Annotated in this window: 16 protein-coding genes; 8 read left to right on the forward strand and 8 right to left on the reverse strand. The window is 67.2% G+C overall.

Features of this window, described 5'->3' with window-relative positions; translation table 11 throughout:
- The first annotated feature begins 3 nt into the window (after window positions 1–3).
- The 5 genes from ACWEO2_RS04780 to ACWEO2_RS04800 are packed head-to-tail and all read left to right on the forward strand — an operon-like array spanning window position 4 to window position 9,440.
- Window positions 4–975 carry a TauD/TfdA family dioxygenase gene (locus ACWEO2_RS04780; protein ID WP_452404107.1) on the forward strand — a complete coding sequence of 324 codons (972 nt, stop codon included), beginning with the start codon at window positions 4–6 and terminating at the stop codon, window positions 973–975.
- On the forward strand, window positions 972–3,884 hold the full coding sequence (locus ACWEO2_RS04785; RefSeq protein WP_452404108.1) for a condensation domain-containing protein: 2,913 nt from the start codon (window positions 972–974) through the stop codon (window positions 3,882–3,884). Before ACWEO2_RS04780 ends, ACWEO2_RS04785 begins: the two co-directional genes overlap by 4 nt.
- Window positions 3,872–4,123 carry an acyl carrier protein gene (locus tag ACWEO2_RS04790; RefSeq protein WP_452404109.1) on the forward strand — a complete coding sequence of 84 codons (252 nt, stop codon included), beginning with the start codon at window positions 3,872–3,874 and terminating at the stop codon, window positions 4,121–4,123. Before ACWEO2_RS04785 ends, ACWEO2_RS04790 begins: the two co-directional genes overlap by 13 nt.
- Entirely contained in the window at window positions 4,120–8,196 is a 4,077-nt protein-coding gene (locus tag ACWEO2_RS04795) for a type I polyketide synthase (protein ID WP_452404110.1), read from the forward strand. Before ACWEO2_RS04790 ends, ACWEO2_RS04795 begins: the two co-directional genes overlap by 4 nt.
- Window positions 8,193–9,440 (forward strand): MFS transporter, encoded by a 1,248-nt coding sequence (locus ACWEO2_RS04800; RefSeq protein ID WP_452404111.1) that lies wholly within the window; start codon window positions 8,193–8,195, stop codon window positions 9,438–9,440. Before ACWEO2_RS04795 ends, ACWEO2_RS04800 begins: the two co-directional genes overlap by 4 nt.
- Here the strand turns inward: ACWEO2_RS04800 and ACWEO2_RS04805 are convergent.
- The 4 genes from ACWEO2_RS04805 to ACWEO2_RS04820 form a co-directional block, all read right to left on the reverse strand.
- Window positions 9,407–10,195, reverse strand: a complete 789-nt coding sequence (locus ACWEO2_RS04805) for a class I SAM-dependent methyltransferase (RefSeq protein ID WP_452404112.1) — start codon at window positions 10,193–10,195, stop codon at window positions 9,407–9,409. The two genes, ACWEO2_RS04800 and ACWEO2_RS04805, sit on opposite strands and share 34 nt — an antisense overlap.
- A complete protein-coding gene (locus ACWEO2_RS04810; RefSeq protein WP_452404113.1) occupies window positions 10,192–11,568 on the reverse strand; it encodes a DUF6002 family protein in 1,377 nt (458 codons plus the stop codon). Before ACWEO2_RS04810 ends, ACWEO2_RS04805 begins: the two co-directional genes overlap by 4 nt.
- 131 nt (window positions 11,569–11,699) lie before the next feature.
- Complete coding sequence (locus tag ACWEO2_RS04815) at window positions 11,700–12,488, reverse strand: pyrroline-5-carboxylate reductase family protein (protein ID WP_452404114.1); 789 nt, start codon at window positions 12,486–12,488, stop codon at window positions 11,700–11,702.
- Window positions 12,485–15,532, reverse strand: coding sequence for an amino acid adenylation domain-containing protein (locus tag ACWEO2_RS04820; RefSeq protein WP_452404115.1), 3,048 nt, complete (start codon window positions 15,530–15,532; stop codon window positions 12,485–12,487). Before ACWEO2_RS04820 ends, ACWEO2_RS04815 begins: the two co-directional genes overlap by 4 nt.
- A gap of 115 nt (window positions 15,533–15,647) precedes the next feature.
- Between ACWEO2_RS04820 and ACWEO2_RS04825 the strand changes: the two genes are divergently transcribed.
- The gene (locus ACWEO2_RS04825) at window positions 15,648–17,378 is read left to right on the forward strand and encodes an amino acid adenylation domain-containing protein (protein WP_452404116.1); all 1,731 of its coding nucleotides are present in this window, start codon (window positions 15,648–15,650) and stop codon (window positions 17,376–17,378) included.
- 14 nt (window positions 17,379–17,392) lie between these two features.
- Here the strand turns inward: ACWEO2_RS04825 and ACWEO2_RS04830 are convergent, their stop codons facing one another.
- Genes ACWEO2_RS04830 through ACWEO2_RS04840 form a run of 3 tightly spaced genes read right to left on the reverse strand, consistent with a single transcriptional unit; the run spans window position 17,393 to window position 21,009 of the window.
- The gene (locus ACWEO2_RS04830) at window positions 17,393–18,148 is read right to left on the reverse strand and encodes an alpha/beta fold hydrolase (RefSeq protein WP_452404117.1); all 756 of its coding nucleotides are present in this window, start codon (window positions 18,146–18,148) and stop codon (window positions 17,393–17,395) included.
- The gene (locus ACWEO2_RS04835) at window positions 18,145–19,674 is read right to left on the reverse strand and encodes a flavin-containing monooxygenase (protein ID WP_452404118.1); all 1,530 of its coding nucleotides are present in this window, start codon (window positions 19,672–19,674) and stop codon (window positions 18,145–18,147) included. The genes ACWEO2_RS04830 and ACWEO2_RS04835 overlap by 4 nt, the downstream gene beginning before the upstream one ends.
- A 48-nt stretch (window positions 19,675–19,722) precedes the next feature.
- Complete coding sequence (locus tag ACWEO2_RS04840) at window positions 19,723–21,009, reverse strand: NADH:flavin oxidoreductase/NADH oxidase family protein (RefSeq protein ID WP_452404165.1); 1,287 nt, start codon at window positions 21,007–21,009, stop codon at window positions 19,723–19,725.
- A 102-nt stretch (window positions 21,010–21,111) separates the two neighbouring features.
- On the opposite strand from ACWEO2_RS04840, the gene ACWEO2_RS04845 reads away from it, so the two are divergent.
- The gene (locus ACWEO2_RS04845; RefSeq protein ID WP_452404119.1) at window positions 21,112–21,714 is read left to right on the forward strand and encodes a TetR/AcrR family transcriptional regulator; all 603 of its coding nucleotides are present in this window, start codon (window positions 21,112–21,114) and stop codon (window positions 21,712–21,714) included.
- 38 nt (window positions 21,715–21,752) lie between these two features.
- On the opposite strand, the gene ACWEO2_RS04850 is transcribed toward ACWEO2_RS04845, so the two are convergent.
- Complete coding sequence (locus tag ACWEO2_RS04850) at window positions 21,753–22,451, reverse strand: type 1 glutamine amidotransferase domain-containing protein (protein ID WP_452404120.1); 699 nt, start codon at window positions 22,449–22,451, stop codon at window positions 21,753–21,755.
- Between the two features lie 119 nt (window positions 22,452–22,570).
- Between ACWEO2_RS04850 and ACWEO2_RS04855 the strand changes: the two genes are divergently transcribed.
- Window positions 22,571–23,179, forward strand: coding sequence for a TetR family transcriptional regulator (locus tag ACWEO2_RS04855; RefSeq protein WP_452404121.1), 609 nt, complete (start codon window positions 22,571–22,573; stop codon window positions 23,177–23,179).
- Window position 23,180: the final 1 nt, after the last annotated feature.

Raw genomic sequence — 23,180 nt, forward strand, 5'->3', positions numbered from 1 at the left:
GATATGGCACCGACGCTGCCCGCCGAACTCCCCCACCTCGGCCCCGTCGCGGGCCTGCTCGAAACCAATGGGATCACCTCCGCGGCGGTCTATCCGCTCCCGGACGACCTCGTCGACATCCCCGCATGGGCACGGCAGCACCGCGCGGAAATCCGGGCCGTACTGGCTCGATTCGGGGTGGTGCTGCTGCGCAACCTAGCCGTCGAACTCGACCTCTTCGGACGAATCGTCGCCGCCGTCGGCGGCGAGCCGTTGTCCTACCGCGACCGGTCCACGCCCCGCTCGCAGGTCGACGGAAACATCTACACTTCCACGGAATACCCTGCAGACCAACGGATTCCACTGCACAACGAGAATTCCTACGCCGATGTCTGGCCCACGTTGCTGTTCTTTTTCTGCGCCGTACCCGCCCAACACGGCGGATCGACGCCGGTCGCCGACAGTCGCGCGGTGTTCGACCGAATCGATGCCGATATCCGCACGCGATTCGCCGACGGGATTGTCTACACCAGGACCTACCGTGACGATTTGGGGCTGGGTTGGCAGGAGGCGTTCCAGACCGATTCGCGGTCCGAAGTCGAGGACTATTGCGCCCGGCACGGCCAACAATGCGAGTGGGACGGCCGGGTCCTGCGAACCCGCTTCCACCGGCCGAGTTGGCGTACCGAGCCCGCTTCCGGCAGCACGGTGTGGTTCAACCAAGCCCACTTGTTCCATGTGTCGGCGCTGGACGAGGAGATTCGCGAGGCACTGCTGCTGAGCTACCCCGAGAGCGATCTCCCCCGCAACGCCTATCACGGCGACGGCAGTCCGGTGGCCCCGGATGAAATCGGGCGCATCGACGAGGTCTACCGGGAATGTGCCCTGACGATCCCATGGCGGCGCGGCGATCTGATGCTGGTCGACAATATGGTGGCCGCGCACGGCCGCATGCCCTACCGCGGCGCGCGCCGCGTACTGGTGGCCATGACATGAGCGGCAACAGCACCGAACAGGGCGTGGCCGTCTATGCGGCGTCATTCGGCCAGCGTCGGCTGTGGTACGCAGAGCGCCTGGAGCCGATGAGCCCGATCGCCAACGTGCCCTTGGCAATACGCTTGCGCGGCCCCTTCGATCCCGCGGCATGGCAGCGAGCAGTCGATCTAGTGGTGCAGCGGCACGATACCCTGCGTACCTGTCTCGCTGATCGCGGCGGGGCACCGGAGCAGGTGGTCCTCGACACCTGCCGGGTGCGCGTCGAAATCGAGGAAATCCCCGAGTCGGACGCCTCGGATTTCCTCGACCGCATCGCGACCACCCCCTTCGATCCGACCGTCGCGCCGCTGCTGCGCATCGCCCTCGCCCGCTTCGCCGACGCGGATCACCTGCTGGCGATCACCATGCACCACGCCGTCACCGACGGCTGGTCGTACGGCGTGCTGCTGCGCGAACTTTCCGAAAGCTACGCCGCGATTCGCGCGGGCGCGATCCCGGATCCGCCGGAATTGGCAGTGCAGTACGGCGATTACGCCGAGTGGCAGCAGGATGCGGTCACGGCCGGCCGATGGGACGATCAGGCCGACTTCTGGCGCGCCGAGCTCGCGGATGTGCCGCTGGTACTGGATTTGCCGACCGACCGGCCACGGCCAGCGGTGCGATCATCGACGGGCGAAGCAATTCCGTTCACGGTGTCCGCGCCGACCGCCGCGGGCATTCGGGAGGCGGCGCGCCGACTCGGCGGCACCGTACATATGGCGCTGATGGCCGCGTTTCAGGCGCTGCTCGCCGACGTCACCGGTCAGGACCGGTTCGTAGTCGGCACGGCGGTGTCCGGCCGCAGCCCCGCGGCGGTGGAGAATCTGATCGGGTTCTTCGTCAACACCGTTCCCGTCAAGGCGGATTGTTCGGGCACGCCAACGTTCCCGGAGTTGTTCGGCCGGGTTCGGGAGCAGCTGCTTCGGGCCTACGCTCACCAGGACCTACCGCTGGACCACATCGTGGACGCCGTGCGCCCGCCGCGGGATCCGGCACGCACTCCGCTGTTCCAGGCCATCCTCACCTACGGCCCGCATCCGATCACCGAATTGCGCCTGCCCGATGTCGAGCTGGAGTACGTCGCCGTCGCCCCCTCCGGCGGCTGCCATTCCGATCTCGATCTCATCGTCTACGACGATGGAAAGCGATTGCAGGGCTACCTGATTCGACCCGTCGCCCTCATCGACCACGAACGTGCTTCCGAATGGGTGGCGGGACTATTGGGACTGCTCGAGGACATCGCTGCCGGGGTGGAGCGCGCACTCTGCACGCACGCCCGTCCAACGCCGACGATCCCCGCCCGAGTAGCCGCTCCCGCCGCTGCGGCGGCCGCCGACGGACCGCGAACCGACCTGCAGCGGTTTGTCGCCGAAATCTGGACGCAATTGCTCGGGCTGGACTACGTCGGCGTGCACGACGACCTGTTCACCTGCGGCGGCGACTCGCTACAGGCCATTCGGCTGCTGAGCCGGATCGAAACCAGGACCGGGCGCAGTATCGGGCTGGCCGATTTCCTCCGCACACCGACCGTCGCCGGACTCGCCTCGCTGCTGACCACGAATCCGGCTGCGGCCGAATCGGATTCAGTGCCATTGGTCCCATCCGGACGCATCCCCGCACGCGTGTCATACGGTCAGCACCGCCTCTGGTTCATGCAGCGACTCGAGCCCGACAGCACCACCTACACCGTGCCGGTGTCCGCCAGAGTTCGGGGTGCATTGGATCTCGCGGCGCTGCAACGGGCAGTCGAGGTGATCGTGGCAAGGCACGATGTCCTCCGTACGCGCTTCGTCGACACCGGCAGCATCCCCGAACAGATCGTAGATGCCGACTTCCGGATATCGATCCAGGTCGAAGATGTAGCCGAGGCTGCCGCAGCGGATTTCGTCGACCGAATCACCGGCACCCCATTCGACCTGACGACGCTCCCATTGCTGCGCATCGCCGTCGCGAGATTCGACGCCGCCGATCATCTGCTGGCCATCGCGATGCACCATGCCATTACCGATGGCTGGTCCATCGACCTCCTGTTGCGCGAATTGTCGCTGTGCTACAACGCCTTCCTGGCCGGGACCACGCCCGTGCTGCCGGACATTCCGATTCGCTACGGCGATTACGCGGAATGGCAGCGCACCATGGTCGAGGCCCAACAGTGGGATGACCAGTCGTCGTTCTGGCGCACCGAACTCACCGACTGGCCGCTGACCCTAGAGCTGCCGACCGATCGGCCGCGACCGGCCATACGGACCGCACAGGGGCAATCGCTGCATTTCATGGTCCCCGCAGACACCACGGCCGGGATCCGCGCGGCTGCCCGACGGCACGGCGGCACCGTGCACATGGTGCTGATGGCCGCGTTCCAGGCAGTGCTCGCCGAACTCGGCGGACAGGATCGATTCGTCGTCGGCACCGCGGTGTCGGGACGTGGCCCCGCCGCGGTCGACAATGTCGTCGGCTTCTTCGTCAACACTATTCCGGTCAAGGCGGACTGCTCGGGCGCACCCGACCGACCGGAGCTTTTCGACCGGGTCCGTCGCAACCTGTTGCGCGCCTATGCGAATCAGGACCTTCCCCTGGAACACATCGTCGAGGCCGTGCGCCCACCCCGCGACCTCGGCCGCACTCCGCTCTTTCAGACCGTCCTGACCTTCGCAACCGACCCGTGCGCCGAATTGCGCCTCGGCGCAACGCGGATACAAGGACGTCCGGTGCTGCAGAAGACCGCCCGCACCGATCTCACGGTGGAAATCCACGACACCACACCGGCTCTGGATGGCGTGGTGGAGTTCAGCACCGACCTGTTCGACTCGGTGACCGTCGCCTCGTTCATCGACCGCCTGCTGCAGGAGCTCGCCCAGTGGAACCGCTGACCGATATGACCCACCCCGGCATCACCGCATACGTCACTCGAATGTGGTGCACGATCCTCGATGTCGACGCAGTCGGCCCGGACGACAGCTTCTTCGACCTGGGCGGGACTTCCTTCCAGCTGCTCATGGTGAAGGACCGCCTCGACACCGAGTTGGGCATCACCACCGAGCTGACCAGCTTCTTCCGTCATCCCACGGTGGCGGAGCTGGCCGACTACCTCTACGGGAAGACACGATGACGGTGGACGACGCAATCGCAGTGGTGGGTATGGCGGGCCGCTTCCCCGGCGCCTCCGATGTGGCCGAGTTCTGGCGGAACCTGGTGGCGGGCAGAGAGTCTCTGGTCCGCACGATGAACGGCGCACCAGGTACACCGGGTTCGGACGCCTACGGCGTGCTGGCCGATATCGACCTGTTCGACGCCGAGTTCTTCAAGTTCGCACCGGCCGAGGCCGAACTCCTCGATCCACAGCACCGGCTGTTCCTCGAATGCGCATGGCATGCCTTGGAACACGCTGGCTGCCCGCCGGACCGCTATGGTGCGCAGACCGGGGTCTTCGCCTCCGCCAGCCCGAGCACATATCTGCTCCGGACCCTGCTCACCCGATTCCAGCATGCGAATCCGACCGAGCAGCATCGCATCCTGCTGGCCACCGACAAGGACTACCTCGCTACCCGTACCTCCTACAAGCTCGACCTACAGGGCCCGAGCATCGGCGTGCAGACGGCGTGCTCGTCGTCACTGGTCGCGGTGCACCTCGCGGCCCGCGCACTGGCCGCGGGCGACTGCGGGGTCGCGGTGGTGGGCGGCGCCACGGTGTTCCTGCCGCAAGTGACTCTGCAGGAGCATGTGGACGGTGCCATCATCTCCGCCGATGGGTACTGCCGCCCGTTCGACGCCGCCGCCACCGGCGCGGTCGGCGGCAATGGGGTGGCCGCGGTGGTGTTGCGCCGCGTCGCCGACGCCGTCCGCGACGGCAATCCGATTCGTGCGGTGATCCTCGGTTCCGCGGTCGAGAACGACGGGCGGCGCAAGGTCGGCTACGCCGCGCCCGGCTGGGAAGGCCAAGTGCGGACCGTGTCCCGCGCGCTCGAGCGCGCGGGTATCGCGAGTACCGATATCGGATACGTGGAAGCCCACGGCACCGGCACGCCGATCGGCGATCCGCTGGAGGTATCGGCGCTGGCCGAAGCGTTCGGGCGGCACCGCGACGGTGTGGCGGAACCCGGCGACTGTCTGCTCGGTTCGGTCAAGTCGAATATCGGACATCTGGACGCCGCCGCGGGCGTGACCGGTCTCATCAAGGCGGTGCTCGCACTCGAACACGGAATCATCCCGGGCACAGTGCATTTCCGAGAGCCGAACCCGAACTTCGAATGGGATCGTTCCCCGTTCGCCGTCAACGCATCGGCGGTGCAGTGGCCGCAATCCCGAGCGGACCGCCGCTGCGGTGTGAGCAGTCTCGGTATCGGCGGCACCAATGCCCATGTCGTGCTGGGGGGTTGGGCCGAAGCCGCGCCCGAGCCCGCCACCCGTTCGTCTCACGTGGTGACGTTCTCGGCGCACTCCGCTGCCGCCCTGGCAGCTCGGACCCGGGACCTGCGCACCTATCTCGAGACCAACCCCGACACCGATCCGGCCGATATCGCCCACACCACTCAACTGGGCCGCAGTGTGCTGCCGCACCGTCGTTTCGCGATCGCGAGCAGCGGCCCCGAGCTGATAGCGGCGCTCGCCGACACAGCGGCAGTCGGCACAACCGCGGCCTCGAAGGCAAAGGTAGCGTTCCTCTTTCCCGGCCACGGCGGACAGTACCCCGAGGTAGGTGCCCGGCTGTGGCCCGACTTCGCGGTCTTCCGTGACGCGCACCGGGAATGCCTCGAGCTGCTGGACGCCGCCTCCGACCGATCACTCGAGACATTGCTGTCCGAACCCGCTCGCGCGCACGACACCCTGGTCGCCCAACCCGCGCTGTTCGCGGTCGAATACGCACTCGCCCGCACCTGGCTGCACCTCGGTGTGCAGCCGACGAGCATGATCGGCCACAGCCTCGGCGAATATGTGGCAGCGGTGATCGCGGACGTGCTGACCGTCGAGGACGCGGCGCGGCTGGTGGTGGCCCGTGCGGAGCTGATGCAGCAACTCGAGCCGGGGGCAATGCTCGCCGCCGCGATCAGCGAGGAAGACGCCGCTCGGTTCATTGCCGCAGGGGCGGATCTCGCGGCCGTCAATGCCGCAAAGTCATGTGTGCTTTCGGGCACCGTCGAGGTCGTCAACGCGGTCGCCGAGGACCTGACCGACACGGGCATCCCGTTCCGACGCCTGGCAGTGACGCGGGCCTTCCACAGCCGGATGACCGATACCTGCCTCGATGGCCTGCGTGCGCGGTTGGCCCAGGTGACCTTGCATCCGCCGAAGATTCCGTTCGCCTCCAATGTCACCGGCACCTGGATCACCGACGAGCAGGCGACGAGTCCGGACTACTGGGTCGAACAAACGCGCCGCACCGTGCGATTCGCCGAAGGTTTGGCCACCGTATTCGCCTCGGGTCCGAACGTGGTGGTCGAATTGGGGCCCGGCCGCACACTGAGCAGACTGGCACAGCGCGATCCAGCGCGGCCGGAAGGCCTGCAGGTGCTCGCGGCTCTGCCCGCACCCGACGACGCGGAGTCCGAATCCGAGTTCCTGTCAAGGGCGTTGGCGGCGGCATGGACCACGGGCGCTCCGGTCGACTGGTCGGCCCTGTGGGAACACGACCGGCCGCGGACCACGGTCGACCTGCCTGCCTACCCGTTCCAGCGCACTCGCCATTGGCCCTCCGACGCACCCCCGGATTCCGATACCGCACCGGCTGCGGTTGCCGCGCAGCCAGAGCTGAGCTCGGAACAGTCCCGCTCGGAATCCGAGGAACTGCTCGCGGCGGTCCGCGCCACCTACACGGACACGATCGGACGTCCGCTCGACGACACCACCAACTTCTTCGACGCGGGCGGAGATTCGCTGGTGGCAGTGCAGGCGGTGCTTGCGTTGCGCGCCGCGCTGGGCCGGGAGCTGTCGTTGCGCGAATTCGTCGACAACCCCAGCATCGAGCGACTGACTGCCCTGCTGGCCAACCGTGCCACCGCCGTCCCCACATCCCGAGCAGCCGAGACGACATCACTCCCTGGTGCTGCCGACCTGTCGATCCAGACCTGTCCGCCGACACCCACCGTTTCCGTATGTGACAGTGCCGCAGCCGCATCCGGCCCGCAGTCGGGCCCGCAGTTCAGCGTGTTCTTCTTCTCCGCCGATTCCGTCGAAGGCGACCGTTACGGGCTGATTCTCGACTGCGCGCAGCGCGCCGACGAACTCGGCTACACCGCGATCTGGACGCCGGAACGCCACTTCCACCAATTCGGCGACCTGTTTCCCAACCCTTCGGTGCTTGCCGCGGGAATTGCGACCCGTACCAGCAGGATTCACCTGCGTGCGGGCAGTGTCGTTGCGCCGCTGCATCATCCGGCACGAGTCGCCGAGGAATGGGCGATCGTGGACAATCTCTCGGGCGGCCGGGTCGGACTCGGATTCGCACCGGGATTCGTGCCGTTGGACTTCGTCTTCAGCCAGGCCTCCTACGAGCGCAAGCAGCAGATCATGCTGGACCGCATCGAGAAGGTGCGCAAGCTGTGGCGCGGCGAATCGATCGAGGACGTCAACGGTTTGGGTGAGCGGGTGCGTCTGCGCACCTTCCCTCGGCCGGTTCAGCCCGAACTACCGGTGTGGCTCACCGCGGCCACCAATCCGGTGACCTTCGCCGCGGCGGGGCGGTCCGGCTACAACGTGCTCACCGCGCTGATCAACCTGGACGTGACCGAACTGGAGGAGCGGATCGTCGCCTATCGCGCCGGACGCGCCGAGAGCGGCCTCGACCCGGCCGCGGGCACTGTTTCCGTCATGGTGCACGCCTACCTGGGCGCAGGTAGCGACGACGAGGTACGGGCGGTGGTGGAGCGGCCGTTCCGCGAATACCTCTGGGCGAATTCCGAAATCATCAAGTCCGCGGCCAGGGCGGTGCTCGGCGAGCTCGACCTGGATCAGCTCACGGCCGCCGACCGGGAAACCCTGATGGACTTCGCCTTCGCGCGATACTGGGGATCGAGCGCGCTGCTCGGCGGCGCGGATACCTTCCGGTCCCGGGCACAGCGACTGGCGGATATGGGTGTCGACGAGATCGCCTGTCTGGTGGACTTCGGCCTCGATCGCGGCACCGTCGTCGCCAGCTTGGAACGCATCGCCGAAACGATGGCGCTGCGGGTCGTGCCCCGGGTATGACGACGCGTCCGCACGCGCGCGCATGGCCGGGCCACGTGCGGATCTTTCTGGGTGGTCAGGCGGTGTCGCTGCTGGGTGACGGGCTCGCACTCTTGGTGGTGCCGCTATTGGCCCTCGAACTGAGCAGCAGCCCAGTGGTTTCCGGAATATCGGCGGCCACGGTCACCATCGGCTACCTCTGCGTCGGCGTGCCCGCCGGGGTCGTCGTCGACCGGTTCGGCCCGTGGCGGGTGCTCATCACCATGGACGCGCTGCGAGCCGGCCTGTTCGCCGCGCTGTACGTGTTGGCGGTAACCGATCTCCTGACGGTGCCGCTACTGCTCGGGCTGGGTCTGCTGGCTGGTGCGAGCCATGTGTTCTTCGAGACCGCGGTCACCGTGACGGTGACGGAGCTGTGCGCCGATCGCGATCTGCTCCGCGCCAACTCGGTGCTCGAAGTGAGCAGTCAGCTCGCCCTGGTACTGGGGCCGGTCACCGTCGGCGCGCTGGCCGCCACGGTCGGTCTGGATACCGCATTGCTCGTCGACGCCGTTACCTTCCTGGTGTCGCTGGCGAGCCTGCTCGCCGTGTGGTCGCACCGGTCTGCGGCGCCGCCGGTGGTTTCCCCGCTGCGCATCAGTGACATCTGGCGGGAATTCCGGGACGGGTTGCGGTATCTGCTGTCGATCCGAATTCTCGTGATGTTGACCGCCCTGCAGATGGTGGTGAATTTCGGTCTGGCCGTGGAGAAGATGCTGTTCTTCTACGCCAAGGACACCCTCGGACTGGCCACCTCGCTGGTGAGTGTGGTGGTGGCCGCAGGTGGCGTTGGCGGGCTTGTCGGCGCGCTGACAGCACCATCGCTCGGATATCGGCTCGGACATCTGCGGGTGTTCGCCAGCGGCGTGGTCTTCGCCGGAATCGCTACGGCCACAATGAGTCTGACGCTCACGTGGGCTGCGCTGGCGGCGGCGAACGCAATCTACCTCTGGGCATTGGTCACCGCGAGCCTGGTGAATCGCACCCAGCGGCAACTGATGGTGCGTGGCGATATGCTCGGGCGGGTAACCAGCACCGTGAAACTGCTGTTCCTGGCGGTGGATCCGATAGGCGTATTCGTCGCGGGGAGTCTCACGCTCGCGCTCGATGGCGATCCTCGGTTCGTATTCCTCGGCGCGGGAACGCTGGTGACGGGTGCGGCGATCGTGGCGTGGTACGCCGGACTACGGGGCTATCGCCGCGCGGCGATGAGCAATCTACGGTAGTCGCGCAATGTCGGCGTCATGGTCCGTGCCTCCGAAACCAACACCCGCGCGGCCTCGACCCCCAACTCCGCGACCAGATCCGGCTCAGCGCCGATGATCCGGTCATATACCGCGGTCTGCCGCTCATGCCAGCCCGCGGGTTCCCGGCAGCTGAGTACCTCCCATCCCGCCGCCGTCAACAACGTCGCATACGACAGATAGCTCGGCTCCCATGTCGACAACACCCAGCGCGCGCCCGGCTCGAGCAGCCGCGCCACTTCCCGCATGGCCGCGGCCTTGTCGAGCACCATCCACAGCGAATCAATGCTCACCGCGCCCTGGAACGAGCCCGCAGGCAGCCCGGTATCAAGGAAATCCCCCACGACGAAGGTCGCCGACCCACCGGGATACAGTGCCGGAGCCCGCTTTTGCGCCGCGGCGACGGCTTCCGGGAGCAGATCCACCCCGACCAGATCGACCTCGGCGTGCCGGGCGATCCACAGGCCCGGCCCGCCGCGTCCACACCCCACGTCGACAATGCGATCGCCCGGACCGACATCCAGCCAACGCCGCAACGACCCCAGTTCTCCGGCGGAGCTGAAGCCCAGCGGCTCCAGCCCGTCCGGGAGGTCCGCGCCATAGCATTCCTGCCAGATCGCGGTGAGTGTCGGGCTCCAGTCCCCCGCGGCGTACACCGGCCGGTACCGGGCCTCATCCGCCAATGGCGCCGCCTCGGTCGCAGGGTCCGGCTGCGAGGCCGCGAAATCCCTTGTCACAGTGCGGCCTTGGTCAACGGAGCCTCGAGATCGGCGGCCGCACGCACGTGGGTGGTGCACGTCTGGGACAGCGGCACATAGTCGTCGGTCGAGTAACTGCCCGAGGCGTGCACGACCACCTCCACACCCGCGGGCACCAAACCGCGTTCGATGGCATTCATTACGCCGGTCAGCGCCATGACCAGCGACCACTCCCGCAGCGCTGCGGCGTCGGCGGGCAGCGCGATGTCCACCGCGGCCAAGCGGGCCCGCAACTCGTCGTACCGGGCCAGGCATTCCCGTCGCGACACCACAATGCCGTCGCCACCGTGCCGTTCGATGATTGCGTTCATGGTCGGTGATGTGGCCGGTTGGCGCGTGTAGAAGGTGCTGTCCAAATCCTCGGTGGGACTATCGGTGACCGCCGGGAAGTGCGGATCATCCTGCTGCGCAAACACTTTCGCGGATTCGTCACGAACGAAGCGCGGCGGGATCTCGCCACCCGACCTCGCTCGCAGCAGGCTCGTCACCATATCGGACGTGCGCAAATGTTGGACGAGCAGGAATTGCGGATGGTCCGGATCCGGCTCGGGATGGCGCACCCGCCTGCCGAGGTGGTACCCGAGCAGCCCGAACGCACTCGATACGGCATGGGCATGCAATCGCCCCTGCGGCGCCGGGCCCGACACGTCCGCTTCGAAGAAGGCCCGCGCGGTATCGGCGACGATGTAATTGGCCAAATCCATTGTGTACCAAAGCCGGACTCCCCGATCCCGCTCGAAGGAGTCGGCGGCCGCGCGCACGAACTCGGCGGCCAACGCCTTGACCCCGTCCGACCGCTCACCGTCGTAGAGCAGAATCGGGTTGCGCCGCAACAACTCCGAGTCCTCGGACAACTCGGAAGCCCACAGCTTGGGCAGCGACTCCGCGGGCGCGACCACGGCAATGCTCAACTGCTCCGCCGACACCAGGCCGAGTCGGAGCGCCCGCAGCACGGCATCGCGCAATGCGGTGCCCTTGTTCGCCGATGTCGGCGTCACGATCATTACCCGCTCGCCGGTTCGCTGGATATGCGCCACCGCCCTGGCCACGATGAGCACCGAGGCGAACGTTTTCGTGGTCCGGGTGGACGCGGTGCAGCGCAAGTCCAGCAGCCGCAGCTCCCGGCCCGCGTGCGAACCCAGTCCGACCATCCGCATCCGCGCGGTCCCCAGCAACTGCGCCAGCGGCTCGGTCAGTTCGGGAAGCTCCGGATCCATGGCCAAACCCGGCGTCTTCGAAGTTCCGTTCTCGGACCGGTAGAGCCGGGCCGCGGTGCGCAGGTCCGCGTAATAGCGGACCAGCACACTGTCGCCGTCGATATCCACCGGAAGTGCGGTCTGTGCGATCACCATCGGTTCTCCAATGCGGGGCGACAACGCTGTAATGCAGCCTCCCGGAAAGGATATCGACGCAAATCGCTGCTGCACTGTGTGAGTTCCCGGCAGTGGAAAACTCAAAAGGCATTGCGCCGCAATCGAGTTGGTCAGCGTGCTGGCAATGCTGCCCGAGCAGCGGCGAGCACCGCGTCCGATAGTCCCTGAGCTTGCGCCGCCGCCAGCGCCCGCTCGGTCGGACCGCCCGGCGAGGCCACCGCGCGACGCAGCGCGAGCGTGTCGTGCTCGAAGTCGGCCAAAAGAGCGGCCGTGCCGCGCAGTGTCTCGGTAGCCAGCGAAATCGCCAGATTCGCGGGGAGTCCGGCGTGGATGGCCGCATCCGCTTGGGCCTGCGCGAACAACGCGACCAGCGCGGGTCCGACACCGGCCAATGGAATCAAAGCATCCACTTGATGTTCCGGGATTCGGACGACCGCGCCCACCCGGCCGAACAGTTCCGCTACGGCGGACTCCACCTCCGCGGCCACGCACTGGCCGGTCGGCAGCGATACGATCCCCGCGCGGACCCGGACCGGGAGATTGACCGTTACTCGCACCGCCCGCGACCGGCGGTACACCGCGTGCAGCTGTGCGGATGTCACGCCGGATAGCACCGAGACCACCACCGCCCGCGTCCCATCGAGTTCCCGGCCCACCGCGGCCAACTGCCCCGGCTTGTGGCACAACACGATGACGTCCGCGCGGGCGGCGAGTTCGGCATTGGTGGCCACGGCGACACCGCCGGTGTCCGCGGCCAGCTCAGCCGCGCGTCCCGAGCCGTTGTCGGTGCACAGGATCGGAGTTGCCCACCCGGTTGCCAAGGCACGTGCCATATTTCCCGCACCGACCATGCCGATCGTCGCGAAGGTCGGCGCACCGTTCTTCTGGTTGTCGGTCATCGCGCGTTCCTGTCCTCGACGAGTTCGGTCAGCAGCTCTCGCACGCGTGCCGCGATGTGATCGGCCGCTTCCGAATCGTGGCCGCGCACATGCACCCAGCCGGTCAGACCACCCGCCTGTTCGGTCACCTCCAGCAGCCGCATGGTGTGAGCGCCGAGGATCGGCAGTTCGACCGGGGTCGCCTCGACGCCGTCGAGCAGCAGCGGTTCGGCGGCAGCCGGATGTACGAGGACGCAATTGGTCAGCATCGACGAGGACAGACCCAGCTCTCCGCACAGAAGCTCGACCGGGATCTCCACGAACGCGGCTGCGTCGCCGAGCCGGTCGGTCTCCATCCGCAGCAGCTGCCGCAGCGAACGCCCGGCGCCGATATCGACCACCGCGGGCTCGGATCGGGTGAAGGGGCCTATCACCGGCTCCCACCCCGGCCCTGGGCGGCGTAATACCTTGGTACACACTGCAATCCGGTCTCGATCGGGTTCATCGGCCGCGAGCGCGGTCGCGAAAGCGGTGCGCAATACGCCGGGCAGGTCCATGCCCAGTGACCGTGCCTCGGCCCGCAGCGGGCGAACCACGGTCCCCGGCAGCGACAGCCGTGCCGACGACACCGCGCCTGCCGCATCCGCGGGCGGCTCGATCTCGCCCAGCCGGGACTGCCAGTACCGCAATGCTTTTCCCGCATCTGCTATCGGGTCCTGCGCACGGGCGAACTCCGGATAGTCGGCCGTGGGCTCCGCGCGGCCCGCTGCGCTTCGCGCATCCGAGTACAGCTCGCCGAGCTCACGTACCAGGATGTCCAGCGAAGGCTCATCGGCGACGAGACGGTGACAGCGCACGAGCAACGTGCACGCCGCTCGGGTCGGGTGTTCGTAAAGGGTCACATCGATGACCTGCCCGCGCGTAACGTCCATGGCGGTCGCACACGCCAGCGCGAGTTCCGCGGCCATCTCGTCGGCGGGTGCTGTCTCGGTCTTGACCGCAACGCTCGCCCGGTGCCGCACGGTCTGGCCCGGCGGTTGTCCCGGCGCCGCATCGAACGCGCAGCGCAGCACCGCATGTCTGCGCAGCAACGCAGCCACCGCACCGGCGAGCCGATCCCGGTCCGGTCGAACGTTCAGCCGGAATGCGCGCGCCACCACCGGTGGTTGCGCTTGCCTCGACGCCAGATTCCACAGCCCCCGCTGCACCGCGGACAGCGGATACCGGGTTCCGGTCCGGCGTACCAGCTCATCCGTCGGCCGCGCGGCGGCCGCCCGTCCCGGCAGGTTCGCGGCGAGCAGAGCGATAGTGGGATTGCCCAGGATGCGCTCGGTGGTGAAGTCACGGCCCAGCTCGGCGGCCAGGCGGTTCGCAATACGCGCCGCCAGCAGCGAATGCCCGCCGAGATCGAAGAAGTTGTCGTCGCGACCGATCTCCCGCACATTCAGCACATCCGACCAGACCTCGGCAATCGCGCGCTGCACCGCGGTGCTCGGGGCGAAATCCGGTACCGCACCGTCCTCGGTGTCGACCCGGCGCCCGCCGAACACGGGCTCCGGCAAGGCGGATCGGTCCACCTTGCCCGTAGCCCCCAAGGGCAGCCGGTCCAGGAAGACGTACGCCGCCGGAATCATGTGGGCCGGGAGCAGCGCCGCCAAGTGCGTCCGCAATCCGCCGCTGTCGAGCGGCGCACCTGCCGCGCTCTCCGCCCGGACGACGTAGCCGACCAGGACGATCCCGTGCGTCGGGCGGCGATGACCGATCACGACCGCGGCGCGGACGGCCGGGTGGCGGGTCAGCGCCAACTCGACTTCCGCTGGCTCGACACGGTGGCCGCGCAAGTTGATCTGCCGATCGCGCCGACCGAGGTACTCCAGCGTCCCGTCCACGAGCAGACGTCCCAGATCCCCGGTGCGATACAGCCTCGCCCCACCCGCACTGGATGCCGACCCGAACGGATCGGCGATGAACCGCGCGGCGGTGTGGCCGACCGCTCCCAGATATCCCCTGCTCACTCCTGTTCCCCCGATATAGATTTCGCCCACTTCGCCGCGGTCGACCGGCTGCAGCGCACTGTCGAGCAGGTGCACCGAGACGCCCGGCAGTGGCTTGCCGATCACGTCGGCGGCGACCGCCGCTGACGCGATCGTGTGCTGGGCGGCGATGAGGGTGGTCTCGGTGAGCCCGAAATGATTGACCACGCGCCCGAATCGGACCAGAGCCGCCGCGTGCGCACGCAGCGGCAGGAAGCTCTCACCGCTGACCAATGTGGTCTCCAGCCGAGGCGGTTCGGCAGCGAACATCGGCGAGGTGATCAGACCGGTGAGCAAAGCCGGTGTGGCACTCAACAAGTGGGTAACCCCGTGCGCTCGCACCGCGGCCAGGAGCTGGTCCGGATTGCGACGCACCGACTTCGAGGTGACCACCACCTTGGCCCCCACGGCGAGCGGCATCAGCGCATCCCGCAGCCACGGATCGAAGGTGAACGCCGCCACCTGCAGTACCACATGGTGTTGCCCGAGCGAGACGTACGACGCCAGGGCGGTGTGGTAGGCGGCAAGGCTGTGATGTTCTACGGCAACACCTTTCGGCCTACCTGTGGAGCCGGAGGTGAACATTACGTACGCGAGGTTCCGAGAATTGGGTGGGCCATGGAACGGCGCATCGCCCGGGAAAGATGGTTCCGATGCGTCGACGATCATCACGTCGACCCCGTCCAGGTCGGACAGTCGTGCCTGCTGCTCGGGCTCGGTAAGTACCAGGCGCGCACCGGATCCGGCCATCCACCGCCGCAACGTATCATCGGGAAAGTCCGCGTCCAGCGGCAGATACGCGCCCCCGACGGTCCACACCGCCAACACCGCAACGATCGCCACCGCGGGCTGCCGGACACAGATGGCCGTCACGGTCTCGGGTTCGACTCCATTGCGCCGCAACCGATCTGCCATGGCATCGACCCGATGGCCGAGCTCTCGATACGTCAGCGCGCGCCCGTCGTCGACAAGGGCGACGGTGTCGGCGAAGTTCTCGATCCCGCGCCGGATCCGATGGTACAGACTGTCCATCCTCCGAGCGTCGCATGTTCGCGCCGCCGCTATTCCCCTAGTTGGCAAGATTCGTGAAATAGCTGGCGTAATAACATCATTGGACTCGACTCACCGCGGAGGGCAGGCGGATCATATGCACCCTGACGGCAGGTACGGCGATAGTTCCAACACCGTGGTGCACCGCAGGGTGCTCGAATGGTCCACTCGCACACCGGATTCGGTGGCGCTGGAGTTCGGCGACCGACGCTTCGGCTACGCCGAACTCGTCACCATCGCATGCCGTATGGCGGCAGGTCTGCGTCGTCAGGGTGTCGGCCCCGATGTCCCTGTCGGCGTTCACCTTCCGCGTAGCGAAAGGCTGGTCACGGCACACTTGGCCGTCCTGGCCGCAGGCGGCGCCTACCTGACCTTGGATCCCGCACAACCCGATAAGGCGCTCGCCGAACAGATCGCGATCGCTGGGGTGCCCGTCGTGATCACCGACGGCGCCGGCCGCGACCGGCTGCCCGGCACCGTCCGCACGTTGCTGTACGACGACCTTGTCGACCATCCCGCCGAGCCGCTCCCCGACTCCGTCGGACCGGATCACTTCGCGTGCATCATGTTCACCTCCGGCTCCACCGGAAAACCCAAGGCGGTGGCCATTCCGCACCGTGCGGTGGTCAATGTCGTCACCACCCAGAACTACATGAAGGTAGGGCCGGAACAGTGCTACCTGCTGCACACCGCACCCACCTTCGATCCGTCGATATTCGAGACCTGGGGTGCCTTGATCAACGGCGGCAGGCTCGCGATCGCGCCGCCCGGACCGCCTTCGGTGGGCGAATTCGCCCGCCTGGTCAGCGATCACGGCGCGACGGCGACCTTTCTCACGCCCACCATGTTCCGGCTGATCCTGGAGGAACAACCGGATGCGTTGCGTCCGCTGCGCGATCTGCTGCTCGGCGGCGAGGCCATCTTCCCCGCCCATCTCGGGTTGAGCGCACGACACCTTCCCGACACCTCGATAATCGTGGGCTACGGTCCCACCGAATCGACCGTCCTCGTCACCGCGCATGTCCAGACGAGTGCCGATCCGCTGCCTCCGGTCGTTGTCATCGGTCATGACATCACCGGCGTGCGCACCTATATCCTCGACGAGGATCTGAACCCGGTTTCCGACGGCGAACCGGGCGAATTGTGCATCACCGGTGCAGGATTGGCCTGTGGATACCTCGGCGCACCCGACCTCACCGCGGAGCGGTTCACGCCGGACCCGCACGCATCCCGCCCCGGCGACCGGCTGTACCGAACCGGGGACCGGGTGCGGGCGATCGGTTACGGCGGGATGGAATTCCTGGGTCGTATCGACAACCAACTCAAGATCCGCGGCCGGCGAATCGAACCGGCCGAAGTCGAACAGGCGCTGGTGCACCACCCGGACGTCCTCGCCGCCTACGTGACCGCCGAACACAACGACCGCCGCGGCAAGTACCTCGCCGCGTATGTGACGCTGCGCACCGGGTCCACCGCCGAGGAGTCGGATCTCCGCGCCCACATGGCATCCACTGTCGTAGACCACCTTCGACCCGACATCTATGTCCTGCGCACCGAAGCGTCCGTCACCGCCAACGGCAAACTCGACAGACGTCGCCTCATCGACGCCACGGCGGCGCCCACGGCACCGACCGCCGGTCCGCCCCTGCGCACAGTCGTGGTCAATGACGATGACCAATACGCGATCTGGCCCGCGCACCGACCCGCGCCCACCGGCTGGACAGCGGTCGGCCAGCCCGGCACCCTCGACGAGTGCAAGGCCCTCGTCCGCCGACTCTGGTCCGACATCCGCCCCTCCCGCCGACGACCCGCCGTTGAGACCTCGTAGGCGCGGCATTCACCCTAGTGCGCGGCTGCCGTGGACCGCAGCGATCGGGTGATCAGATCCGCGACCGCGTCCGGGGCTTCCCACGGCGGGGTGTGCCCGACGCCGGGAAGGATCGTCGGGTGCGTGTCGTGCAGCAGCGCGAACTCGTCCGCGGGCGCGGCGACACGGGCGTCGAGCGCACCGAAGACCAGCTCGATGCGCATCGGCAGGTTCTGCAGACGATCGGCGAGGGTGCGGGTGCCCAGATAGGTGTCGATGGCGTGCGTGCTGCGGATGAGGTTGCGGCGCCCGCGGGAGCGCAGATCGGCGACGAACCGGTCGGGCACCGCGGTGTCGGGAGCGAACGAGGTGGCCTGTGCGGCGCGTTGCCGCTCGTCCGAGGCCAGCGCCCACATCAGATCGCCGATGACCGGCAGCGCCAAGGCACGCTCGACCGGTCGACGCGCGCTCAACCGGCTGGCCGGTGACCACGGCGGGCACAGCAGAATCAGTTCCGATACGAGATCGGGGTGGCGTTCGGCCAGCGCGGTGGCGACCAGACCGCCGCGGGAGTGTCCGACGATGAGCGTCGGCGCGTCGATCAACGCCGCGACATCGTCCGCATCGAACTCGATCGATTCGGTCGATTCCAACTGCACCGCAACGATATTCGCGCTCCCCTCGAGCAAGGGCACGACCCGGTCCCAGACTCGGTAGGAGCCGCCGAGGCCGTGGATCAGCATGATCGATGGCGCGGCGGGGTTTCCCGCGATCATGGCCCCGGCGCTCATGCGGTGACCGCCACGGGTGCGCGACGGTGCAGCAGATGCTGAGTGGGGTCGAAATGCATTGTGCGGCGGCGGAAGTCGATTGTGGAGCCCGGCCAGATGTTGGTGTTGCGCCCGTCGTCGTTGAGGTACCAGCTGGTGCAGCCGCCCGCGGTCCACACGGTGCCCGCACCGAGACGCTCGACCTCCTCGGTGAACGCATGCTGCGCGGCGGCGGTGGGTTCGACAGCGGCCAGGTCGTGGTCGCGGGCGTAGCTGACCGCGTCGGCGATGTAATTGGCCTGGGATTCGAACATGTGGATCACCGAGTTGTGCCCCAATCCGATGTTGGGGCCGTGGATGAGATAGATATTGGGGAATCCGGCCACCGACGTGCCCAGATACGCGGTCGGGCTGGTGCCCCACACCTCGGCCATGGTGCGGCCGTCGGGGCCGTAGGTGCGGTCGGTCAGCGGCAGGCGCGAGGTTCGGAAGCCGGTGCCGAAGATGATGGCGTCCACCCGGTGCTCGGTACCGGTGTTGTCGATGAGCCCCCGCTTGGTGATCGAGCGGATGCCGTCGGTCACCAGCGATACGTTGGGTTCGTCCAGTGCGCGCAGATAGTCGTCGGAGATCAGGATCCGCTTACAGCCGAAGCGGAAGTCCGGCAACAGTTTTGCCCGCAGCTCGGGGTCATGGACCTGTGCCTCGAGGTGGCGGCGGGCGCCGCGTTCGGGCAGTTTCATCAGCGCCGGATTGCGGAAGCCGACCACCTGCCACTCGCGCCGCAGATACAGGCTCAACCGTTCCAGCTGCTGTACAACGGGCACCGTGCGGTACAGCAGGCGGCTGAACCCGCTGATCTGGTGGTCGTGGCGGGGTACCACCCACGCCGGGGTGCGCTGGAAGACGGTCAGGTGCGCGACGTCGGGCTGGATCGCCGGGACGAACTGCACCGCCGAGGGTCCGGTGCCGATGACCGCGACACGTTTGCCGGTCAGGTCGTGGTCGTGATTCCAGCGCGCGGAGTGGAAGCTGACACCGGCGAAACGGTCCAGACCCGGAATCGCGGGGATGACTGGATCGGCGAGCGCACCGGTGGCCAGGACCACGTGGGTGGCGGTGCGCGGTCCGCGGGCGGTGTCGAGCTGCCACCGCTGCGCGACCGGATCCCACGTAAGCCGTTCCACCGTGCAGTCGAGCATCACATGCGCACGCAGCCCCTGGGCGTCGGTGACGTTTTTGAGGTACGCGAACAGCTCGGGTTGCTTGGCGTAGGTGTTGTGCCAGTTCGGGTTCGGTGCGAAGGAGAACGAGTAGAGGTTGCTCTGGATATCCACCGCGGCACCGGGATAGTCGTTGTCACGCCATACCCCGCCGACTTCGTCGGCACGCTCGAGCATGACGAAGTCGGTGCATCCGGCGCGGCGCAGCCGCACCGCGGTCGCGATGCCACCGAAACCGGTGCCGATGATCGCGACATGGTTGTGGGGAGTGCTGGTGTCGGTGGATACATCGCTGGCGTCGGGCGCGACCGTGCTGCGGGACATGGCTCCTCCTGGGAGTGGGGGGGCGGGAAGACTCGGAAATGGCTGGACTCACAGCTCGGCCGCGGCCGGCGTCGTGGCGTACTGCGGCTTCCTCGTGGCCAGCCACGCGCGGTAGCCACGGAGCGCGCGCCGCTGCACGATCTGGTCGGACACGAGCGCGAATGCGGGGCCGACACCGGGCGCCGGGTTGCGTCCGCGCGCCAACCGACGCATCTGATACCGGACCATCGCCATACCGGCCATCGCAGCCGCAGCCTTATCCGACCAGGTCACCGGCTTCAACGCGGCGCTCGCCGCCAGGTTCTCCCGCCACCTGTTGGGCAGATCCGGTGTGAGCGCCAACGCGGTGCCCATGCCGATCACCGCGACATTGTTGGCCAGCACCTGCTCAGCGGTTTCCTGGCGGGTGATGCCACCGGTCAGCATCAACGGCAGCGGGCTGGTGCGGGCCAACTCCGAGGCCAGCTCCAGGAAATAGGCCTCCCGGGCAGCGGTACGGCCGTCGGTGGGGCGGCCCGCCATCGCGGGGCTTTCGTAACTGCCGCCGGACAACTCGACCAGGTCGACCCCCAGCGGCGCGAGCATCGCGATCACCTGCTGGGCGTCGTCGGCGTCGAAGCCGCCGCGCTGGAAGTCCGCAGAGTTCAGTTTCACCGCGACCGCGAAGCTCGGCGACACCACCGCACGAATGGCGCGCACCACCTCGAGCAATAGCCGGGCCCGGTTCTCCAGGGATCCGCCCCATTCGTCGGTGCGGGTATTGACCAGCGGTGACAGGAACTGCGACAGCAGATACCCGTGCGCTCCATGGACCTCCACCCCGTCGAATCCGGCCTGTTCGGCGCGCAGCGCCGCGGTGGCGAAGCGGGTAATGGTGGCACCGATCTGCGCGGGCGTCATCGCGACCGGGCGGCCGAACCGCTTGGAGTGACGGCCCATATCGACCGCGACATCCGAAGGCCCCCACACGACCCCGGGCATCGCCGCCTGCACCTGGCGGCCGGGATGGCTGATCTGCATCCACATCGCCGCACCGGCGGCCTTACCGGCCTGCGCCCACGCCGTGAACGGTTCGAGCGGTGCGTCGGCATCGAGAACGATGCCGCCGGGACCGGTCAGCGCCTCTGCATGCACCATCACGTTTCCCGTGATCAGCAGGCCAGCACCGCCAGCGCCCCATCGCCGATACAACGCAATCAGACGCGCATCGGGCAGCTGCGCCCGACCCGCCATCCCTTCCTCCATCGCCGCTTTCGCGATCCGGTTGCGCAACACCTGGCCGGACCGCAGCTGAAGCGGCGAGAACAACCTGCTTGACGTCGAGCCGCTCGACATGGGCACCTCTCGTTCTCCAATGTTCACAGTGCTCACATTATGTGTGCAGCGCTAACATTAAGGGGAGATGTAAGCGGTGTCAACTCTTGTTAGGTTGGAGGCATGTCAACATCGACCGCGTCGTATCACCACGGCGATCTACCGTCCGCGCTGGTGCGCGCGGCCGTGGAATTGCTCGAGGAAAGCGGGGCGACCGAGTTGTCCCTGCGCGCCGCGGCCCGGCGCGCTGGTGTGTCCACCGCCGCGCCGTACCGGCATTTCGCCGACCGCAACGCCCTGCTGTCCGCGGTGGCCGCCGTCGGATATCGCGAACTCGCCGCGCATCTGGCCGCGGCACATCCCTCGCCGACGAAGGCCGAGGACCTCGCCGCGATCGCGGTCGCCTACGTCCAGTTCGCACTCGAGCGACCCGGGCTGTTCCGGGTGATGTTCGCCGACCCCTGCGATCCGAGCAGCCCCGAACGGGTGGCCGCCACGGCCGCGATCGCCGAGTACGTCAAATCCATTGTGCAGCAGGCTTTTCCCGCTGCCGACCCAGAAGCGATGGCCACCGCGGTGTGGGCACTTGTCCACGGTCTTGCCTTCCTACACCTCGACGGCAAGTACGACACTTCCTCCCCACAGGTCGTCGCCGATCGGGTCCGCGCGGCGGTGTACGCGACACTCGGCGCCTCCAGCGCGGTAGCGGCACTGCCGCAGCCCTGATTCGCTGCCGCGACAGCAGGCGACCCGGGTCGCGCGGCTCACCCACGCAGCTCCGAAACCAGCAGGTGCGCAAGCTTTTCCGAGGACTGCGGGTTCTGGCCGGTGTAGAGATTGCGGTCGGTCACCACGAACGGCCGCAGGGGCATGCCCTTCCGGTAGTCGACTCCGGCCTCCTTCAGTTTGTCCTCCAATAGCCAGGGCGCCTTTCGGGCAAACCAGTTCAATCGCTCTTCCCGGTTCGACAACCCGGTCATCCGGTAGCCCGAAAACGCCGAACTGCCATCCGGATTCGTCGCAGCCAGGATCGCCGCCGGTGCGTGGCACAGTAGGGCCAGCGGCTTGCCCGAGGCGAGCCGATGCCTCAGCAGCTCACCCGAAACCTCGTCGTAGGCAAGGTCTTCCATCGGACCGTGACCGCCGGGATAGAACACCACATCGAACTCGTCGACATCGACCTCATCCAAAGGTCGCGGAGCGCTCAGCACGGCGCCGATGCTGTCCAGGTAGTTCTTGATCGCCCGTCGTTTCTTCGGCATCCCACCGGCGAAACCCAGACTCAGCTCATCGAGAGTGGGCGGCTTGCCGCCCGGTGTGGCGATCGTGATGTCCCATCCGACCTCGCTGAAGATCCGATGCGGAACCGCCAACTCCTCCGCCCAATACCCGGAGGGGTGGACGGTGCCGTCGTTCAGCGTCCAGCGATCTGCCGCCGAGACCACGAAAAGAACCTTTGTCATGTTTGCTCCGCCTCCTTGCGCGTTCACCCTTCGATACTTGATTGTCACTGTATGACAGGGTTGTCATATAGCGACATATTTGGCAGTTTACGTCACATTTGGCATTGTATGCTTTCACCATGGCAGTAGCGGACATCAGCGGTTTGCGCGCCCGCGCGCGCGAGGCATTGAAGGAATCCCTGGCCGAAACGGCGATCGAGCTGTTCGACGAGCGCGGGTATGACCAGGTCACGGTCAACGACATCGCAGCGGCCGCCGAAATCTCCACGCGCAGTTTCTTCCGCTACTTCCCCAGCAAGGAAGACGTCGTCTTCGGAAGCCGAATACCCACCGCCGAGGAGGTCCGTACAGCATTCGTCGCCAAGCTTGGCGACGCCGATATCTGGTCGGCCCTGCACGCGACCTTCCGCGAGGGCGCCACCTGGATGGAGGAGGACGCCGCCAGCTGGAAACGCATCATGCGCGTGATCACCCATACCGGCGAATTGCGGGCGAAGAATCTCGAAAAGCACCTCGCCTGGTCCGCGGCGCTCTCCCCGGAAGTTGCCCGCCGTCTCGAGACTCACGACGGGACCGCCGACCTCGAGGCACGCGCAATGGTCAGCGCTGCCTTGGGATGCTTCGAGGTCGCGCTATCGCAGTGGGCCGATAGTGCCGATGGCCCACCGCTTCCCGAAATCATCGATCGCGTCTTCGCGTTCATCCGGATTCGACCGCCCCACGATTGAG

It is taken from the genome of Nocardia sp. NPDC004278, from assembly GCF_053602975.1.

Excerpts from the sequence above, each read along its gene's own strand:
- ACWEO2_RS04845 (WP_452404119.1), top strand. The coding sequence starts at position 21,112 with ATGTCAACATCGACCGCGTCGTATCACCACGGCGATCTACCGTCCGCG.
- ACWEO2_RS04780 (WP_452404107.1), top strand. The coding sequence starts at position 4 with ATGGCACCGACGCTGCCCGCCGAACTCCCCCACCTCGGCCCCGTCGCG.
- ACWEO2_RS04825 (WP_452404116.1), top strand. The coding sequence starts at position 15,648 with ATGCACCCTGACGGCAGGTACGGCGATAGTTCCAACACCGTGGTGCAC.
- ACWEO2_RS04830 (WP_452404117.1), bottom strand. The coding sequence starts at position 18,148 with ATGAGCGCCGGGGCCATGATCGCGGGAAACCCCGCCGCGCCATCGATC.
- ACWEO2_RS04815 (WP_452404114.1), bottom strand. The coding sequence starts at position 12,488 with ATGACCGACAACCAGAAGAACGGTGCGCCGACCTTCGCGACGATCGGC.
- ACWEO2_RS04855 (WP_452404121.1), top strand. The coding sequence starts at position 22,571 with ATGGCAGTAGCGGACATCAGCGGTTTGCGCGCCCGCGCGCGCGAGGCA.
- ACWEO2_RS04785 (WP_452404108.1), top strand. The coding sequence starts at position 972 with ATGAGCGGCAACAGCACCGAACAGGGCGTGGCCGTCTATGCGGCGTCA.
- ACWEO2_RS04810 (WP_452404113.1), bottom strand. The coding sequence starts at position 11,568 with ATGGTGATCGCACAGACCGCACTTCCGGTGGATATCGACGGCGACAGT.
- ACWEO2_RS04835 (WP_452404118.1), bottom strand. The coding sequence starts at position 19,674 with ATGTCCCGCAGCACGGTCGCGCCCGACGCCAGCGATGTATCCACCGAC.
- ACWEO2_RS04840 (WP_452404165.1), bottom strand. The coding sequence starts at position 21,009 with ATGTCGAGCGGCTCGACGTCAAGCAGGTTGTTCTCGCCGCTTCAGCTG.
- ACWEO2_RS04795 (WP_452404110.1), top strand. The coding sequence starts at position 4,120 with ATGACGGTGGACGACGCAATCGCAGTGGTGGGTATGGCGGGCCGCTTC.
- ACWEO2_RS04800 (WP_452404111.1), top strand. The coding sequence starts at position 8,193 with ATGACGACGCGTCCGCACGCGCGCGCATGGCCGGGCCACGTGCGGATC.
- ACWEO2_RS04850 (WP_452404120.1), bottom strand. The coding sequence starts at position 22,451 with ATGACAAAGGTTCTTTTCGTGGTCTCGGCGGCAGATCGCTGGACGCTG.
- ACWEO2_RS04820 (WP_452404115.1), bottom strand. The coding sequence starts at position 15,532 with ATGGACAGTCTGTACCATCGGATCCGGCGCGGGATCGAGAACTTCGCC.